Below are 19,112 nucleotides of genomic sequence, written 5' to 3' on the forward strand. Positions count from 1 at the left end.
TGTTCTCCGCGGGTATGAACCGCTAATCCTTGGTGGGAGCGGCAGAAGTGACGCTGGTCGCCGCTGCCTCGCCGCTGGCGGCGGGCAGTACGCAGGCATTGCGCTTGGCGTCCTCAAGCTGGCGGCATTTGGGGCAGAGCCTGCGCGTCAGATCCCTGTCGATTTCGTCATTATAGGCATAGAGCTTTTCGGCCAGCTTTTTGGGCAGGGGGCGCATAAGCTCGCCGCAACCGGCGCAGGGCTCGTAGCGAACTGTCTGCTGTTCGATGCGGTTGAATTTTTCCGATTCCGGATGCGCGGTGTGCCAGTCGGTCGTGATGCTCATGGCCCCGGTGGGGCAGTAATGGCGGCACGAGGCGCACAGGCAGCAGGAGTTTTGCCATATGGTGATGGTAAAACCCTTGCGGTCGGGCAGCGGCGAGATGTTGATGGCCCCTGCCGCGCACGAGTGACGGCAGATGCCGCAGCCCATGCACAGGTCGGGATCCACAACAGCCTTGCCGCGCAGCCTTTCGGGGGTGAAGGTTTCGCCCAAGGGGAAGGGGTCGGTACTTGGACCTTCCAGCAAATTGCGGAACAGAACTTTCAGAAAGCCCGCCATATCACTCCTCCACGCCCAGTTTTTTCAGCCAGATGGAACGCGCCAGCACCACAGCCTCAAGAATGGCCTGCGGGCGAGGCGGGCAACCGGGCACGTTGACGTCTACCGGGATGTAGCGGTCAAGCGGGCCTTCAATGGAATAGCCTTCGCGGAACACGCCACCCGAGATGGGGCAGATGCCCACCGCCACAGTGACCTTGGGTTCGGGAATTTCGTTCCACACTTTAAGCACGCGGTCACGCACCCTGGTGGTCAGAGGGCCTGTTACAAGCACAATGTCGGCATGCCGGGGGCTGCCGCAATAGCGGCAACCCAGGCGTTCCACGTCATAGCGCGGAATACAGGCGGTTGTTGCCAGTTCCACGTCGCAACCGTTGCACGAGCCTGCGTTGATGCGGAAAAGCCACGGCGACCGCACGGAGAGTTTTTTAAGCATGTTATCCAGCGACACGTCGGCCTCCTTACATCACCCAGACCAGTATAAGGCTGCACAGCGCAAGCGCCGTGGGCACAGTTATGTAGAAACGGAAGGCCTGGTCAATGCGGAAGCGCCCGGTGGCCGATTTGACCAGCGTGAGCGAAACCAGCATGAGCCCAAGGCACTTGAGCAGGAACCAGACCAGATTCACCAGCCATATGTCAGATATGGTGCCGGGGAAGAAAAGCGCAACCCCCAAGCCCAAAACTACAAAGGTCTTGAGCGCGGACGTGATCTGGAACAGGGCCAGCAGGGGGCCGCCGTATTCCAGCAGGGGGCCTTCAATCAGTTCAGTTTCCGCCTCGGGGATATCAAAGGGCACAACGCCCATGGTGCCGGGCAGGAAGATCAGATAAGCCAGCAGAGCTGGGATCATGGTCGGGTTGAACCCGAAGGAACCCACCTGCTGCTGCATGGCGACGATCTTGAGCAGCGAGAACTCCGCGCCCCAGGCACCGCCGCTCAGCACCTTGCCCGTAAGCATGGCGACAGAGAGCAGAATCATGAGCAGCGGCGTTTCATAGGCCAGCATCAGCATCATTTCGCGCGAGAAGCCCACAGCGCCGTAGGGCGAACTGGAGGCCGAGCCGCCCAGCATGATGGCCATGGCCGGGATGGGCAGCAGGTAGAAGATCACCAGCAGGTCGCCCATGTTGAACAGGCCGTTGAACACGCCGGGGATCGGGATAAAGGCCGCGCACACGGCCATACCCGTGAAACCGAACACCGGGGCCATCAAAAAGGCCGAACGGCAGGCGGTTTTGGGGATAAGGGTTTCCTTGGTCAGCAGCTTGGCGATGTCGAGCCAGGGCTGGATCAGCGGGGGGCCGACGCGGCGCTGCAGCCGCGCCTCGACCCGGCGGTCAAGTCCTTTGAAGAACATCGCCACCAGCAGGGCAAAGGCCCCGCCGGGGAAGATGCACATGTGCAGTATGGCAAGCAGGGTGTCGCTCATCAGCGGTTCTCCTTGGCGGGCTTATTGCCGCCCATAAGGCCGAGGATTTCCCCGAAAATGCTGGAGGGCTTCATGCGGCTGGTGGACGTTTCGACCGGCAGACCGCAGGTGTGGACGTCGATTTCGCGCAGGCGGGTAAAGCGCAGCACGAACCAGCGTCCGCCAGCAAATGCAAGGGCCATCATGACGAACATGCCTGTGGCGTTCCATGCGCCGGGGCCGGAAAGCACGCCGGACAGGCCCACGTTGAGCGGCATAAAGCCGTATTCAGCCAATACGTTGTTGATGGGGCTAAGGGCCAGGCCGGGGAACACGCCCGTGATCACGCAACCGGCAGCCAGAATGCCCATGGGCACGCGCATGATCAGCGGGGCCTCATGCACTTCGTGCAGGTTGGGCGAGGGCTGGCCCAGGAAGGCCGCATGCAGGAACTTGGCGATGTAGGCCATGGTCAGCACGCTGCCGATCAGGGAGAGCAGCGCCAGGAAGGGCTGGCCCGCTTCCATGAGGGCATGGTAGATGAGCCATTTGGACGAGAATCCGCTGGTGGGCGGCACGCCCACAACCGAAAGCCCGGCAATGGCGAACATGGCAAGGGTAAAGGGCATGTGGCGGCCAATGCCGCCGAGGTCTTCCAGCGTTTCCCTGTGGGTGGCAAACATGACTGCGCCGCACACAAGGAACAGCAGATCCTTGAAGAACACGTGGTTGATCACGTGCAGCATGCCGCCCGCGTAACCCAGCGCGCCGCCAGCGGCAACCGCCAGCACCATGTACCCAAGCTGGCTCACAGTGGAATAGATGAACACAAGCTTGATGACGTTGGTGCGCAGGGCCTGCACGGCAGCCATGATGATGGTGATGCCGCCGATCCACATGGCAACGGTGCTGATGATGTTCTGCTCCATGCCGCCGAGCACGCCGGCCAGCATGAAGCCGCCGCCCATGAGCATGAACAGCTTGATGAGGCCTAAGATGGCGCTCTTAAGCAGCACGGACGAGATGTAGCCGGAAACAGGCGTGGGGGCCAGGGCCGGGTGCATCTGCCAGTCAATGCGGAAGGGCAGCTGGGCCGCCTTCATCAGGAAGCCGGCGGCCAGCAGGGCCATGCCAAGCCATGCCGCGCCGTGGGGAATGTAAGGTGCGGCACCCGTGAGCAGGGTGGCGTTGAAAGGCGTGAACGGCCCCACAACGCACAGGCCCAGGAAGATGAAGCCCGCGCCGAACACGTTGAAGATAAAGTACTTGAAGGCCTCGCGCAGCGAGTCCTTGTCGCCCTCATGGGCAATGGCCAGATACAGCGTCCACGAGCTCATTATTTCCCAGAACAGGAAGAAGCTCAGCATGTACTGGCTGGCGGCCATACCCACCAGGCCGCCGCACATGGCGGTAAAGGCGCAGTAGAAGCGCCACTGGCGGTGGCTGTGTTCCATGTAGCCAAGGGCGTAGGCCATGTTGACCGCGCCAAGCACAGGAACCAGCAGGGCAAAGCAGAAGGAAAGCGTATCCAGATCGCGGCCAAACAGGATGACCAGCAGCGCGGTGAACAGCAACACGCCCACGCTGGCCCATCCGGCCTTTTTGCGGTCACGGTAGAACAGGGCGGGCAGCACTGCGCCAAACACAGGAACAACCACGAAGATGGGCCAGGACACATTCATGGCCAGGAGCACATCGGGGTCGTTGAGGTTGGGCGTAAAGCACATGGAGGCCACCGGCACCACAAGGTTCATGGCGAGCTGCGGGGCAAGGCCCATGATAACGCAAATGCCCGCCAGAATGATCAGGCCGATCTGCATGCTGCGCGGCGCTTCGGTCACGGCGGGCAGGTCGGCGGGGCGCTCTTCAAACACAAGGGTTTTCAGAATGCGCGTGTAGTAGATCAGGCCCACCAGCGAGCCGCCCAGAATCAGGGCCGCCAGCCAGATGTGCCCGGCGGCGGTGGCCGCCTGAATCATCAGGAACTTGCTGTAGAAAGCGCCAAAAGGCGGCAGCCCCATGATGCTCACAAGGCCGATGCCCATGCAGGCAACGGTCACCGGCATCTGGCGGCCAAGGCCGCGCAGGTCTGCAAGCTTGCGGCTGCCCGCGCGCATGATGAGAGCGCCAGCTCCAAGGAAGAGCAGGTCTTTCATAATGGCGTGGTTGAGCATGTGCCACAGCGCGCCTGTGGTCGAAAGCCACGTGCCTACGCCGAGCACCAGGGCGATTTCGCCAATCTGCCCGAGGGTCGAATAGGCCAGCATGCGTTTGATGTCGTCCTGGCGCAGAGCCATGATCTCGCCAAAGATCAGGGTTGCCGCGCCCATGGCCACAAGGCCGGTGCCCAGCCAGGAAAGGCCGAACAGGCCGGGCATGCCCATGATCATGGGCCGCATGAGCAGCACTGCCACTATGCCGAACACGCCCATCTTGGTGATGATACCCGAAAGGGGACCAGACACCGAGGAAGGCGCGGCTGGGTGGGCGTCAGGCAGCCAGGAGTGCAGGGGCACAAGACCCATTTTCACGCCGAAGCCAGCCAGGCAGAGCACAAATGCGCCCTGCATCAGCCCGAACGAAAGCGAAGGATCGCCCAGCAACAGAAGGCCAGGCAGCATGAACAGCGCGCCGCCCGCGCACATTACATAATATTTGAGGCCAGCATTGTAGGCGCTGCGGTTGTTCTCATGCACCACCAGAAAGTAGGAGGCGAAGGTCATGAGTTCCCAGTAGCCGTACATGGTCGCCGAGTCGGCGGCGGAGACGATGCCCGCCAGCGATGCGAATGTCAGCAGCAGGAAGAACCAGTAGCGGCCCTGACGTTCGTGGATGTAGCTCAGCGAGTATATGCTGACGACCAGACCCACAACGGCGATCATAACCAGGAAGAGTTTGGCCGTGGGACCCGCAGGCGTGGCGATGGTGGTCGCCAGCGCCAGAGCGGAGAAGGCCACGCCCACCAGGGGCGCGCGGTCGAACTTTGCCAGGAATGCGATGCCGGTCAGGAACGCACCGGCGTAATAACACCAGTATGCCGGGTGCGTTGCCGAATGCGGTACAGCCACATTGTAGGAAGAAGCGAACAGTTCGGTGATGGGGCCTCTGAACAGGCCCAACAGAGCCACAACTACCGCGAGGCCCAGCATCACAAAAACATTGCCGGAAGGCGCTGCCCATGAAGCCGGGGTTTCTTCGCCTGTGGTGTCCAGCACGGCAATCCGCACTGCTTCCACATGCAGCCAGATAAGAACTGTGGTGGCAATGGCCATGCACATGAGCGCCGCCATGGCGCCGGGCATGCTGCCCAGAATGCCAGAACTGATGAACATGCGGGCTTCAGGCACCAGGAAGGGCGAGCCGCCCACTGCAGCCAGCATGCCAAGGCCGAAGCAGGCTGCTGTCCAGGGTTGACGTTTGCCAGTGGCGCGCAAATCCTGCAGCTGCACCGGTGCGTTAAGCGCCGGGGGGGTCAGCCGTGAAAGGGCGGCCCAGGCCAGCAGCCGTGCGGCTGCCTGGAACAGCACAAAAAGCCACAGGCCCGTGCTGTTGATGCCGCCGCTTGCTCCAAGACCCAGGCAGAAAATGCCTGCATCATGCAGCGAACCCCATAGGATCAGGCTGCGGGGATTGTTGCGCTGTCGCACGGACTGCGCCGCGCCATACAGCATAAGGGCCATGCCCACGAGAAGCGGCACAAGAAAGCCGCCTGCCGAAAACAGTGATTCCGTCATAGTTTGCCCCGTGGTTTGCGGGTCTCTCGGATGTACCCGGCGGATCAACCCGGTCAAGTCCGGGCCGCACTTCCTAAATGGCATCGTGGTATCACCACAATACCATGTCGTGAAAAAATGATCTTAAAAAGTTTTTTTGGCTTAGCCCACTTTGCAAACCGTTGCAAGCAACAACTCTTCCAAGAAGAACAGGTAGATTGCAAAAAATGGTATCAAAATGGGTAATGTGAGGGTGAGAGCAATAAACGGTTTGCTATTTGCGCGATTTTGAGAGGCTGTGAAATCGGTATGTTAGTCTTGATTTAACTGGTTACACAAACAAATTGTGCAAAAAAGCGCTAATGCATTGTGCAACGTTGTGAAATTCAATGACAACGCCACGTTAAAATGTGATTTTTTGAACTATCGTTAAAAGGGGGTGATCGCGCAAAAAATGAAGTAATACAAATTTAAAAAACGTGTTAAAATTGCGCCGAAATTGATAACAATTCCATTGCGCGCAGTCACCTTTTTTGTGATTTATTTTACCAGTGTGTGCGCAGCACAAGAAATGTGAAATAAAATTTTGACCCCGTGAAAAAAAAGAAAAAAATTTTCTGAAGGGGAAAAAAGAGGGGGTAGAGCGGGCAAAAGCAGCGCTCTTCGGGCCGGGCTTGCGGCTGCCGAAAAGCTCCAGAACTTGCTGCATCAGAGAAAAGGGAAACAGCATTTTGCACTGCAAAATGCATGTTATATGGAATGGTGCAATGCTGATGTGGAGTGTACTGCGCTATTCGTCACGCAGGCGGCGGGACATAAGATTGTGCAGCACCTCTTGAGGATCGCTGTCTTCATACAGGATGCTGTACACAGCGTCTGTAAGAGGCGCGTCAACTTCAAGCCTGCGGGCAAGCTTGTGAATGGCGGCTGTGGTTTTAACACCTTCGGCCACCATGCCAAGGCTGGTCGTGATATGTTCAAGCTTTTCACCGCGCCCCAGCCGCAGGCCTACCTGGCGGTTACGCGAAAGGTCGCCCGTGCATGTGAGGGTGAGGTCCCCAAGGCCGGAAAGCCCCATGAAGGTATGCGGCTGTGCCCCTCGGGCAACCCCAAGACGGCTCATTTCGGCAAGGCCACGGGTAATGAGCGCCGCGCGGCTGTTGTGCCCAAGGCCGAGGCCGTCGCAAACGCCGGCAGCTATGGCCATGACATTTTTGACCGCGCCGCCCATTTCAACGCCCATCACATCGGTGCTGGAATAGCAGCGAAAAGCGCTGCCGGAAAATATCTGTCGCAGCAGGTGCCCCAGAGCTTCGTCCGCCGTAGCCAGAACCACGGCCGTGGGCAGACCGCGCAGAACGTCCGCAGCAAAAGATGGCCCGGAAAGTGCCGCGTAGCGGGGTGCAAGATGCCCAAGGCTCTGTTCCGTCACCTCCGCGCACGTGGCGAGATTTGTGGTTTCAATGCCCTTGGCGGCATTTACCAGCACCACGTTTTTGCGAAAGAAGGCAGCGTTGGCGGCAAGCCAGCCACGCAACTGCTGGCAGGGAACCGCCAGCACAACGATTTCCCGCCCCATGGCGGCAGGGTCAGTGGTAGCGTCAAGGCTGGGATGCAGGGCAAAGCCCGGCAGATAGCGCGGGTTTTCGTGCCGGTTGCGCACAGCCTCGGCCACTGCGGCATCGCGCAGCCAGAGGCAGGTCTTGTAGCCGTTTCCCGCCAGCAGGTGCGCCAGGGCCGTGCCCCAGCTCCCGCCGCCAGCAACGCAGATTTCAGGATTGGACATGGTAGGCTCAGAACCCCAGATTTGATTCCTGCCCCGGTTTGTCGGGCAGTCTGTCCTTGGGAATGGACGGAGTTTCCTTGCTTGTCAGGCGGTTGCTGCCTGAACCAAAACGCACCAGAAACATGCCGCTGAAACGCTGGTCTTTGTATACTTCAACGCGATACAGCCTGCCCTGGCGGTCAACGGAAAAGCGGGACTGAAAATCCTTGAGAGCCATGACCTCGCCGCTTTCGTCCTTGCGCCCGCTGTCAAAACCGATGGCGTTGACTCTGTAGCCTTCTGTTGGCTGCACGAGCAGGCTCTTGCTCACTTCCAGCACCTGCCCGAAGGGGGCCTCGGTTTCGCGCCCGTCAGCCAATACCCGCATGCCTGTGATGCTATGGTCCATTTCGCGCCAGTCGGGGCGGATAAGAGTGATCATGCGGTTGCCATAGTGCACGCAGTACTGGCCTTCCTCGCCCTTGGCGCAGGGCAGCACTGCCATGATGGGCTTGGATGTGACCGCTTGTGCTGGAGCATCCTTGGAAAGCGGCAGCAGGTTGATGGCCGGGCGCACATCTTCCAGCGGCAAAAAAACCTTGTTGTCGGCAAAGGTGACGTCAAGCTTGTCCAGCAGGGCTTCGCGCACTCCCTCGGGGGTAAGCGCAAAGCCGCGTGTAAATTCCACCCCAGCCTGCGCAAGAAACGATTCCACCATCAGCAGGTGGTAATATGCCCGCACTTCAACAGGAAATTCCTTGCTTGCTTCAAGCCCAAAGGCTGCCTTTCCCTGCCGTACAGCGTAGTACGAGAGGCTTCTGTCCATCTCGTGATCGCCCTCGGCAGTTCTGGTATTGTGCACGTGCAAGGCATGCTGCGGGGAGAGCAGCTTGCTGTTGGCCGATTCTGCGGCCTGCCGGGCTTCATTTCCCAGTGACCCCATGAACACGCCGTCAAGCGCTTCCTGGTCAATGATCACAGACTGCCCCCAACGGTTGGGATTGCGCAGCTTGTCCTCAAAGGTGGGGCGGTAATACCCGCTGCCATCGTGCAGGTTGAGCACCAGCCCCACGCGGGGGTGGCTTATGAGTTCCTGAATGCGGCGCACGGTGCCAAATTCTGGGTCGTGGTCGTCAAGTTTGGCAAACTTGCGGTTCATGTCGCCGTGCAGCCCGCGTGACCTTTTGATAATACTTGGGAAATTGAGGTTTGGCACAACCCACAACACGCCTTTGCGAATGGTGTAGTGTGTGGTCAGCAGCGTCGCGGCAGAAAATCCGCCAGGTTCATCACCCTGAATGCCGCCAACCACCAGCACCACTGGCGAAGCCGGAGCCGCCAGCTGAGCGGCTGCATCTGCACTGGCGGTTACAGTATCACTTCTGTCAGGGCGTACAATTGCGGGGATGCCCTGCGTCAGCCCCTGCGCATCGTCGCCCAGCCGGATAGTTGTAAAGTCCAGCGCAAAGTTGCCGGGTGCCGCCACTGAGGGAGCAGCCACGAAAAAACAGCACAGGAAAAAGAACAGAAGGGCTTGAAAACAGCCCTTGCCCGCGCAAAATATGCCGATGATGCGAGTGGTTTGTATTAGCATGCCTGTGGTGTTTCGCGCTGAAGGTGCAGTGGATCAGTGACCGTATTTACCTGCCAAGAACTACGCTATTCGGCAGAAAACGGCAAGATGAACGGACTCTGGACGCGCAAGGCAGGGTCACCTGGCAGCGTGATGTCATGAGAAGTCTTGTGCGCCCTTGCCTGAACGGCGTCTGTAAAAAACACCACTGGTGGCAGCATGAAACAAAGGCGCGCTGCCGTGCATGGTCTGAAAACCTGCAATCGGGCAGCGCGCCATGAAGGTGTAGTTCTGTGATGGTTGTCACAGATTCATGAGCTTATTCCGGGTCAAAACCAATGTTGCTGATGGCTGTCTTCAAGGCCTGCAAATCCACCGGCCCGCTTTCTTCAAAGCGCAGTTCTTTATCCTCAAGGCTGACCTGGGGATTGGCAACGCCAGATATCTTTGCCGCAGCTTCTTCTACAGCGGCCTTGCAGTGGCCGCAACGCATGCCATTGACTTTCAGGGTTTTCATCATATCCTCCATGCAGGAATGAGTTTTCATTTTCATCTACAGCTTACTCGCCGCCATACGGAATGACAAGTGGAGAACCCATGAGTACAACTACGGATAAAGCCTGCCCTTTGCGTTTTGACATCAGCGGCATGCACTGCGCCGCCTGCTCCTCGCGCATTGAGCGGGTAGTGGGCCGCATGGAAGGGGTGGAAAAAATCAGCGTGAACCTTGCTGCCGCCAGTGCGGAAGTGTGGCCCGGCGACGGGCAGGACAGCGACTTGCAGCAAAGGATAATGGAGCGCGTGGCCTCCCTTGGGTTCAGTGCGGCTCCCGCTGCGGACGATGACGCCGCGCGCCAGTTTGAAGAAGGTAAGGCCAGGGCTGCGGCTGACATTCAGGCCCGTTTGCGTCGTCTGCTGCCCATGGTTGCCTTTGCCGTACCTCTGCTTGTTATCTCCATGGGGCATATGCTCGGCCTGCCATTGCCGCAGGCGCTTGATCCGCACCTTTCGCCACGCGCCTTCATGCTGGCGCAGCTTGTACTCACCTTGCCCGTGGTGTGGCTGGGCCGCCATTTCTATGTGGACGGCATCAAGGCCCTCCTGCGCAAGGCCCCGGCCATGGACAGCCTTGTGGCCGTGGGCACGGGCGCGGCCTTTTTGTTCAGCCTTGGCAACACCCTGCTGGGGCTTGCCGGCAGCGAACCCATGACCCGCGCCATGAACCTCTATTATGAATCCTGCGCGGTGCTGCTGACCATGATCGAATTCGGCCAGTATCTGGAGGCCGTTGCCAAGCGTCGCGCTGGCGATGCCATGGGCGCGCTCATGAGCCTGACGCCGGAAACGGCCCTGCGGCTCAACCCTGACGATGCCGCCGCAGCGCCGGAAGAAACTCCTCTGGCACAGGTGCGCGTGGGAGATCATCTTTTGCTGCGTCCTGGCGGGCGTGTGCCCGTTGACGGTACCGTGCTGACCGGCAAAAGCGCTGTCGATCTGTCGCTGCTCACGGGTGAATCCATCCCGGTACCCATCGGGCCGGGGGACAAGCTGGCGGCGGGCAGCGTAAACGGCGAAGGCTCGCTGACATTTGTGGCTGACGCCGTGGGCGGCAACACCCGTCTTGCCCGCATCATACGACTGGTGCGCGAGGCTCAGGGCAGCAAGGCCCCCATCGCCCGGCTGGCCGACAGGGTAAGCTTTTATTTTGTGCCCGCCGTCATGGTCATTGCCCTTGTGGCGGCCCTTGCATGGCTTGTGTTCAGCTCTGAACCCATAACAACGCCGCTGACGATTTTTGTGGCTGTGCTGGTCATGGCCTGCCCTTGCGCCATGGGTCTTGCCACGCCCATGTCCATCATGGTGGGCACGGGGCGGGGCGCGCAGCTTGGCGTGCTCATCAAGAACGGCGCTGCCCTGGAGCAGGCCGGGCATATCAGCGTGCTGGCCGTGGACAAAACAGGCACCCTCACCACGGGCAAACCCGTGCTGACAGGCGTGACACTGCTGGATGCTCCGGAGGGCATGGACGAAAATACGTTGCTGGGCATGGCAGCCTCGCTGGAGGCGCGCTCCGAGCACCCGCTGGCACTGGCCCTTGTAGGCGCAGCAAGGGAGCGCAATCTCGCATCACTGCCCGTGGATGATGTGCAGGTAGCGCCCGGCATGGGCATTTCGGGCCGGGTGAAGCTGGATGGCGTGGACTACGGCCTTGCCGTGGGCAACAGAGCATTCATGACTGAGCGCGGGCTCGTCGTGTCGGAAGAAGCGCAGCAAAAGCTGGCCCTCTTGGCCGAGGCGGGGCAGACTCCCTTGCTGCTGGCTCTTGAAAAGAATGGCAGCACCAGCCTTGCGGGTATTCTGGCCCTTGCGGATGCCCTGCGGCCCGAATCAGCCTCAGTGGTAGCAGCCCTGCGCGGCATGGGCGTGCGCGTGGTCATGCTGACAGGCGACAACGAGCGCACGGCAAAAGCCGTGGCAGCGCTGGCAGGCGTGGAGGAAATTGCCGCTGGCCTGCTGCCCGCAGACAAGGCCGCCTATGTGCGGCGGATGCAGGATGAAGGCCACGTGGTGGGCATGGTGGGCGACGGCATCAACGATGCCCCGGCTCTGGCTGCCGCCAATGTGGGCATGGCAGTGGGCACGGGCGTGGACGTGAGCGCCGAGGCGGGCGATATCGTGCTCATGCGGGACGGCATGGAGGCCGTGCTCACGGCTCTGGCGCTCTCGCGCGCGACCATGCGCAACATCCGTCAGAATCTCTTTTGGGCATTCGGCTACAACGTGCTCGGCCTGCCTGTGGCGGCAGGCCTGCTGCATGCTTTTGGCGGCCCCATGCTTTCGCCCATGCTGGCGGGCACGGCCATGGCGCTTTCTTCCGTTTCCGTAGTCACCAACGCTCTGCGGCTGCGTTTCTTCAAGATCATGCGCTAGGCGAGGCCCCTGTTTCAGGCATTGCGGATCAGCGTTGAGGGGTATACATCCACACGGTTGCGTTCCATTGGGGCGCAACCGTTTTTTTTAGAACTGTTACCGCCTGAAATAGCTGTTTGACCGAGGGCAAACCCGCCCGCGTCTGTTTCGCGGCAAGGACGCTGTATGGTTCCCGTTTATTACTGGCTTCCTGCTCTGGGCTGTATGGGCATGGGTTTTATGTTTCTGAACGTATCCGCCGTGGCGGAGCAGTTCAGGAGTCTTTTCAGCCTGAATTACGCAGGCCTTGGTGTTTTTCTCAGCGCGCCCTTTTGGGCGCACACGCTGGTGCAGGTTCCAGCGGGCCTTGTGGTGGACAGGTTGGGTACGCTGCGCACACTGGCGCTCTCGGCTCTTTTGTGCGCCGCTGGCGGCTTTGTGCCATTGCTCCTGCCGCACAACATGGTTCTGGCCGTGTGTATGCGCATGCTTATCGGTCTGGCTACGGGCTTGCTGTTTCTTTCAATGGTTTCCGCCGTCAAGACCCTGTGCCCCCCGGCATTCATGAGTCGGGCGCAAGGCTTGCAGGGCGCGGCATTCAGCCTGGGAACAATGGTTCCCTTTATCGTGCTGCCATATTTTGGCGAAAGCGGCTGGGCGGCAGCCTATATTCTGGGGGGCCTTATGTCCGTGGCCTTGCTGGCTTCGCTCCTGTGCCCGCCCCTTGCGCCGCTGCGCCGGGAAACCAGAACAGAACCGACCTCTGCGGGCAATGTGCTGCGCGTGCTTGGGCAGGTGGCGCGCAACAGGCGGCTGTGGTTTATCGGTTGCTGCCACGGATTTTCTTTCGGCACCATAACGGCTCTGGGCAACTGGCTTTCCGTGATGCTGGCGGACAGCGCCAGTTCTGGGGCCGTTGCAGGCAGCAGCAACGCAGAAGCCTGGGCCTTGCCCACAAGTCTTGTTCTGCTGGCAGGCACAATGGCGCGGATTGCAGGCGGCGAACTTGGCCGCGCCCTGCCCAAGCAGAAACTTCTTGTGGCCCTTGTACTCGGCATCGGGCTTTTTTATCTGCTTCTTGCTCTGGCTGGCAGCACATGGATGTTGCTGGCCTGCGCCTTTGCCTTGGCCGTGTGCTGCGGCGGCACCTATGCTTCTGTTTTTACCCTGACCATTGAGGCCGCTGGGGCCAGCCATACGGCAACAGGCATCGGCTTCATGTCCATGCTTGCCAACTGCGTGAATGTGGGCCTGATTCTGCTGCTGGGCGTGGTGCGCGAATACTTGGGCGGCTTTGCTCCGGCGCTGGCGCTTAGCAGCGTGTGCGTGCTGCTCCTGCTTTTGTGGGGTCGCTCCATCAACTGGAAATGCCGGGAAGAGTAAAAACGAAGGCCCGCCAAATGGCGGGCCTTCGTTTTATGCAATACTTGCGGGATCAGGGCGTCATTGCTTTCAGCACAACAACGCCGCCGATAATCATGGCAACGCCCAGCGCTCGGCCCCAGTTGAGGGCATCGCCAAACACAGCAACGCCAAGAATGAACGTGCCTGCTGCGCCAATCCCCGTCCACACGGCGTAGGCCGTGCCCATGGGGATCTGCTTTTGAGCCAGAAAGAGCAGCCAGCCGCTCAGGGCCATGCTGGCAACGGAAAGCGAGATCGCCGCCATTCGCCAGGCGGGCGCTGTTTGCGCCACCTTGAATCCGAGGGGCCAGCCTATTTCACATAATCCTGCTGCAATGAGCGCTACCCAGGGATTCACTCCATATCACCTTCGAGAGCTTCTGGGGCTTCGTCTGTGAGGCCAAGGCGGGCCTGACGGGCGGCTTCCTGCTTGCGTTCACGCGTGCCCATGGGCTTGCGCGAGTCAAAATCCGCGCTGCGATCCTGCTGACGGGCAAAGACCAGAAAACCCGTGTGGGCCGTCATGCGGTCTTCGGGGCGCAGGCGGTCAGCCACTGGCTTCCAGCGGCGGATGAGAATCTCGCACACTTCCACATCGGCAAAGGGGCCGCGCTCAAGGCCCAGCAGCAGCTTGCTCACCTGGTCAACGGTGGGCAGCAAAAAGCCGAAGCTCGCACCAGGGCGCACTGCGGCCAGGGCATGGTCGAGGTATTCCCACGGGGTGCGCACATCAAGGAAGAGCGCGTCCGCACCGGTCACGGCAAAGCCTTCGGCCACATCGCGGTTGTGCAGTTCCACATTTTCGCCCACGCCAGCCCACTCAAGGTTGCGGCGCGCCAGCTTCATGAATTCCTCACGGGCCTCATGGCTCACCACGCGCCCGGTGGGGCCGCAGAACCACGAAAGGCCAGTGGTCAGGCCGCCGGAGCCGCAGCCCGCCTCAATGATGGTACGCCCCGGGCCAGCGCCAAGGCGCAGGCAGATATAGGCGATATCCTTGGGGTAGATGATCTGCGTCTGACGCTTGAGGCCCTTGAGGCGGTCATACAGGGTGGCTTCCATCACCTGAATGGGCACATTCTGGTTGGTGTAGACCACAGAGCCAAGGTCAGCCTGCGCCACCTCGGTGGAAACAAGGGTGCCATCATTGCTGTGCCAATCCTGGCCTTCAACGAGGCGTTTGACATAGCGGCGGCCCTTGGGGGTTACATAGACGACAAGCGTACCGAAGGGAATCATGAGGTTCCTTTATTAGCTGCTTCAGGGCTGCGCAATGGGCGCTACCCTCAGGTGTCAGAAAAAATGCCTCAGTGCCGCGCTGCCGCGTCTACCGAAACAAAGCGCCAGTCGGCAACGGAAAAAAGACCGCGCGCGGTCAGCTTGAGCGAGGGAATCACGGGCAGTGCCATGAAGCTCAGGGCCATGAGCGGAGCCACATTGGCCGGAACCCCGTGCCCGTGCAGCAGGCCGTGAATGGCATCCAGAGCGCGCACCACGGTTTCCGGGGCTTCGTGGGTCATCAGCCCGGCCACTGGCAGGGGCAGTTCCTCAAGAATCCGGCCTTCGCCCGCAACGGCGATGCCGCCGCCCATGGCGGCAACCCGGCGCACGGCGGCCAGCATGTCTGCATCGTTGTCCCCGCAGACCACAATATTGTGCGAATCGTGGCTGACAGAGGTTGCCACAGCCGCGTTGCGCAGGCCGTATCCTGCCAGAATGCCCACGCCCACCTTGCCAGTGGCCTTGTGGCGCTCCACAACTGCCAGCTTGCACAGACCGTCGTTCTGGCGGGCGTCAAAAAGTCCATTGGTGCAGGCGACGTCATGCTCTTCGGCATCCGTCACCAGCGAACCGGGGTGCAGGCGGATAACCCGTGCGCGGCCCGACGGCAGGGGCAGAGCAAGCACGTCATCCGGCAGGGGCGCAAGCCGCACCGTATTGGTCAGGTCGTTCAGGGGCGGATCCGCCAGCAGGACGAGCATGCGGCCTTCTGCGGCGATCTGCCTCCCCCCCGCAAAGGTCATGCGCACGTTGAAGGATGCCAGATCGTCAACCAGCACGCAGTCGGCGTCATAGCCGGGGGCAATGGCCCCCTTGCCTGGCAGTCCCTCGGCCTCGGCGGCGTTGAGGGTACATAGACGCACTGCCGTGACGGGGTCCATGCCCAGGGCCACGGCCTTGCGCAGCACTTCGTCCATATGGCCCGCAGTAAGGAGTTCGGAGGCGTGGCGGTCATCGCAGCAAAAGGCGCAGCGGTGGCAGTTGCCGGGCGTGACCAGCGGGGCCAGCGCGGGCAGGTTGCGCGCTGCGGAGCCGTCTCGCAAAAAGATGCGGCAGCCGCGCATGAGGTTCTGGTGAAATTCTTCAGCTGTGGTGCACTCGTGCGTATTGGCAATGCCCGTGCACAGGTAGGCGTCAAGTTCCCTGCCCAGCGGGGCCGGGGCGTGTCCGTCAACGGGCTTGCGCCGTGAACGGCTCAGGGCAAGCTTTTCCAGCACTTCAGGATCGCCGCTGAGCACGCCGGGGTAGTTCATCATTTCGCCCAGCGAGGCCACGTACGGGTCGTCCATGAAGGGAGCCAGGTCTTCGGCTTTCAACACCGCGCCGCTGTCTTCAAATGGCGTGGCCGGAACGCATGAAGGCAGGGCCAGAAAAATGCTCAAGGGCAGGGTCTGGGCGCTGGCAAGCAAGAAGCGCAAGGCGGCAGTGCCGCATACGTTGGCCAGCTCGTGCGGGTCTGCCACAACGGATGTGGTGCCGTGGGGCAGGGCCATCTCGGCAAAGCGCGCTGGAGTGACCATGCTGGATTCCAGATGGATGTGGGCATCGATGAAGCCGGGCAGCAGATAGGCCCCTTGTGCGTCCACCACTTCGCGGGCCTCGCGCTGGCCAAAACCCAGAAAAACGCCGTCGCCGATGGCCACGGAATCCTGCCGCACCAGACCGGAAAAAACATCAACGACTCTGGCGTTTGTGATGAGGATATCCGCCGGTTCGGTTCCGGCGGCCATGTTGATGCGGTGTTTCATGGAGGTCTCCGCCCCGCAGGGCAGGCTGCACCACGCCGGAGCGCTTGCAGGATGGGAAATTCGGCTTTTGCCGGGCGGTCTTGTCTACGCCGCGTCACGCACGGAAGCTGCATAGTCTTTCGGCTGGTGCAATTCCGTGCGTGACTGTGGCTTTAAACGTCTGGCTTCTGGGGCCTGCGCTTAGAACATCTGGCGCATCAGGTCTTCGCCGCCTTCCGAGGTATCCACTGCCGTTCCATCGGCAGTGGTGGGGGAGGTCGCAGATGCGCCCTGCATGGGCTGGTCGGCCTTGAAAGCCAGGCCATCGGCCATCACAATGCCCTCGGGCATCACAAAGTCGTCCTTGGGGTAGCGGTCTTCCACTTCACTGCGGTAGTAACGGAAGATGGGGGCGGCAGTACGCCCGCCCTGTTCAAGGCGGCCAAGGCTCTGCACCTGATCGTAACCCACGTAGACGCCGGTCACGAGGTAGGGCGAAAAGCCCATGAACCACGCGTCGCGTTCATCATTGGTGGTGCCGGTTTTACCCGCTATGATGCGCCCATCAATCCTGGCGCGCCCGCCAGTGCCGGAATTGACAACTTCCTTGAGCAGAGTGTCCATAATGTAGGCGTTCTGGGGGCTGACAGCCTGCCAGTGTTCCACTTCCTGCCTGTAGAGCACACGGCCCTGCGGGTCGCTGATGGAGGTGATGATGCGCGGGCGCACCCCAAGCCCCTGATTGGCAAAGGCAGCGTAGGCCTGCGTAAGATTAAGCGGAGACACGGCCACAGCGCCGAGGCTGATAGCCAGTTCCTGCGGAAAATGCGGTTCAAGCCCCAGAGCCTTGGCGCGCTGCACCACATTGGCTATGCCCACCTGCTGCGCCACGCGCACGGTGCAGGTATTGCGGGAAAGGGCCAGAGCCGTGTGCAGGGGCAGTTCGCCCTTGTAGTTGTGTTCGTAGTTTGAGGGCCTCCACACTTCATTGGTGTAGGGGTTCACATACACAAAGGGCGCGTCCAGCACCGTGGAGGCGGGCGTAAAGCCAAAGTCCATGGCCGTGGAATAGACCACGGGCTTGAAGCTGGAGCCGGGCTGACGGCGAGCCTGCGTTGCGCGGTTAAAGTGGCTGTCGCCAAACTGGTAGCCGCCGATAAGGGCCACAACGTCGCCGCTCTGCGGTTCCACGGAGGCAATGGCCCCCTGCACCAGCGGATCCTGCTGCAAGCGCAGATGGATAGGGGTATTCTTTTTGACCGCAGTGGGATCAAAAGGAATGGTTTTCTGCTCTTTGCGGCCCTTGGCGTTGGTTTCCGTAACCGTGATTTCTTCTGCGGAAACCCAGATAACATCGCCAACCGCCACCACCTGGCGGGGGTCTTTGATGGCTGGCGCGTTGGCAGCCGCAACCTTGGGGTTGGGCTTGCGCGCCCAGGACATGGCCGAAACAGGCACAATGCCCGTATATCCCTGGCCCAGCGCCACTTTGACTTCCTTGGTATCCACGGTGGTCACAAGGGCCTTCACCCAGTCACCGCCTGCCAGATCAAGGGGAGAAAACTGGTTTTTCGCCAGAAATTCCTTCTGTTTTGCAGGGTCAAGCTGCTCCACAGGGCCGCGCCAGCCCTGGCGCTTGTCCAGTTCTTCCAGCCCACGGCGCAGGGCCGCGCCAGCCGCAGTCTGATGTGCAGGGTCCATGGCGGTTTGCACTGTCAGGCCTGCTTCATACACGTAATCCGCGCCGTACTTGGTGGTTTCCACCCCCAGTGCGCGGAGGTTGGATTCCGTAAAAAATTCCACCAGCAGGCGGCGGGCTTCTTCAAGATACCACTGCGCCGCACCGCCCATGCCCTCGGGCATGCTCCAGTAGACCAGCGGTTCGGCCACAGCCTGATCATACTCGGCCTGAGTGATCCACTTGAGGTCGCGCAGTCGGCCAAGCACGTACATCTGCCGGTTCTTGGCTTCCTCCGGCCTGCGGAAGGGATTGTAAGAACTGGGGGCCTTGGGCAGGCCCGCAATGACGGCGCTTTCGGCCAGGGTGATATCAGCGGCATGCTTGCCAAAATAGGTGCGGGCAGCCGATTCCACGCCAAAGGCGTGTTCACCCAGATATATCTGGTTCAGATATATGGTAAGGATCTGATCCTTGGTGAAGTTTCTTTCAAGTTGATAGGCCAGAATGGCCTCTTTCATCTTGCGGGTATAGCTGCGCTCGGATGTGAGCAGCAATTGCTTGATGAGCTGCTGGGTAATGGTGCTGCCGCCCTCGCCCTGGCGTCCCTTGCGGAAGTTGTTGATGGCGGCGCGTGCGATGGCCACGGGGTCAATGCCCATGTGCCTGTAGAAGGCGTCGTCTTCCGCAGCCAGAAAGGCCATGGGCAGATAGCGCGACATGTCCTTGAGCCCAATGACAAAGCGCTTTTCGTGATAGAGGGTGCCAAGGGTTGAACCGTCGCGCGCCAGAATGACAGTAGCCTGCGGCTGCTTGTATTCGGCGATACGGTTCAGGTCGGGCAGGTCGCGCGAGGCCCAGTAAAAAAGCATGGCCACCGCGCCGCCGCCCAGCAGGCCGCAGACTATAACGATGCCCATAAACCAGAGGGCGCATTTTTTCAGGGACAGACGAATTTTCATGGCAGGGCGATACCGTTTTTTTGGCCCGGCGTAAAGGGAGGGGAGCGTAGCGCGGGCTGATGAGAAGATATGAAATGTTGCCAGAA

The 19,112-nt window shown here is 60.6% G+C and carries 13 protein-coding genes; 2 read left to right on the plus strand and 11 right to left on the minus strand.

Annotated elements, in window-relative coordinates; translation table 11 throughout:
• Positions 1-22: 22 nt before the first annotated feature.
• From ACUZ9Q_RS01505 to ACUZ9Q_RS01535, 7 genes are all read right to left on the minus strand, one after another.
• Complete coding sequence (locus tag ACUZ9Q_RS01505) at positions 23-601, minus strand: 4Fe-4S dicluster domain-containing protein (protein WP_192112240.1); 579 nt, start codon at positions 599-601, stop codon at positions 23-25.
• A gap of 1 nt (position 602) precedes the next feature.
• Complete coding sequence (locus ACUZ9Q_RS01510) at positions 603-1,037, minus strand: NADH-quinone oxidoreductase subunit B family protein (protein ID WP_034604940.1); 435 nt, start codon at positions 1,035-1,037, stop codon at positions 603-605.
• A 25-nt stretch (positions 1,038-1,062) separates the two neighbouring features.
• Positions 1,063-2,034: a respiratory chain complex I subunit 1 family protein gene (locus tag ACUZ9Q_RS01515; RefSeq protein WP_192112241.1), complete on the minus strand. Its 972-nt coding sequence runs from the start codon at positions 2,032-2,034 to the stop codon at positions 1,063-1,065.
• Positions 2,034-5,747 carry a complex I subunit 5 family protein gene (locus tag ACUZ9Q_RS01520; protein ID WP_233483669.1) on the minus strand — a complete coding sequence of 1,238 codons (3,714 nt, stop codon included), beginning with the start codon at positions 5,745-5,747 and terminating at the stop codon, positions 2,034-2,036. The genes ACUZ9Q_RS01515 and ACUZ9Q_RS01520 overlap by 1 nt, the downstream gene beginning before the upstream one ends.
• Positions 5,748-6,516: 769 nt before the next feature.
• Entirely contained in the window at positions 6,517-7,512 is a 996-nt protein-coding gene (locus tag ACUZ9Q_RS01525) for an NAD(P)H-dependent glycerol-3-phosphate dehydrogenase (protein WP_449247197.1), read from the minus strand.
• A 7-nt stretch (positions 7,513-7,519) separates the two neighbouring features.
• On the minus strand, positions 7,520-8,992 hold the full coding sequence (locus ACUZ9Q_RS01530; protein ID WP_449247198.1) for a M99 family carboxypeptidase catalytic domain-containing protein: 1,473 nt from the start codon (positions 8,990-8,992) through the stop codon (positions 7,520-7,522).
• A 391-nt stretch (positions 8,993-9,383) separates the two neighbouring features.
• The gene (locus tag ACUZ9Q_RS01535; protein WP_022657692.1) at positions 9,384-9,581 is read right to left on the minus strand and encodes a heavy-metal-associated domain-containing protein; all 198 of its coding nucleotides are present in this window, start codon (positions 9,579-9,581) and stop codon (positions 9,384-9,386) included.
• Positions 9,582-9,661: 80 nt separating this feature from the next.
• Here ACUZ9Q_RS01535 and ACUZ9Q_RS01540 point away from each other — a divergent pair, with 80 nt between their 5' ends.
• Positions 9,662-11,995: a heavy metal translocating P-type ATPase gene (locus tag ACUZ9Q_RS01540; protein ID WP_449247199.1), complete on the plus strand. Its 2,334-nt coding sequence runs from the start codon at positions 9,662-9,664 to the stop codon at positions 11,993-11,995.
• Between the two features lie 165 nt (positions 11,996-12,160).
• A complete protein-coding gene (locus ACUZ9Q_RS01545) occupies positions 12,161-13,357 on the plus strand; it encodes an MFS transporter (RefSeq protein WP_215646662.1) in 1,197 nt (398 codons plus the stop codon).
• 52 nt (positions 13,358-13,409) lie between these two features.
• Here ACUZ9Q_RS01545 and ACUZ9Q_RS01550 read toward each other — a convergent pair whose 3' ends face one another.
• The 4 genes from ACUZ9Q_RS01550 to ACUZ9Q_RS01565 form a co-directional block, all read right to left on the minus strand.
• Complete coding sequence (locus ACUZ9Q_RS01550) at positions 13,410-13,736, minus strand: DMT family transporter (RefSeq protein WP_192112247.1); 327 nt, start codon at positions 13,734-13,736, stop codon at positions 13,410-13,412.
• Positions 13,733-14,617: a tRNA (adenine-N1)-methyltransferase gene (locus ACUZ9Q_RS01555; RefSeq protein ID WP_192112248.1), complete on the minus strand. Its 885-nt coding sequence runs from the start codon at positions 14,615-14,617 to the stop codon at positions 13,733-13,735. The genes ACUZ9Q_RS01550 and ACUZ9Q_RS01555 overlap by 4 nt, the downstream gene beginning before the upstream one ends.
• A gap of 68 nt (positions 14,618-14,685) precedes the next feature.
• Complete coding sequence (ade, locus tag ACUZ9Q_RS01560; protein WP_449247200.1) at positions 14,686-16,407, minus strand: adenine deaminase; 1,722 nt, start codon at positions 16,405-16,407, stop codon at positions 14,686-14,688.
• Between the two features lie 180 nt (positions 16,408-16,587).
• The gene (locus ACUZ9Q_RS01565) at positions 16,588-19,026 is read right to left on the minus strand and encodes a penicillin-binding protein 1A (RefSeq protein WP_215646658.1); all 2,439 of its coding nucleotides are present in this window, start codon (positions 19,024-19,026) and stop codon (positions 16,588-16,590) included.
• Positions 19,027-19,112 lie beyond the last annotated feature (86 nt).

This window comes from Desulfovibrio desulfopostgatei (genome assembly GCF_053570645.1).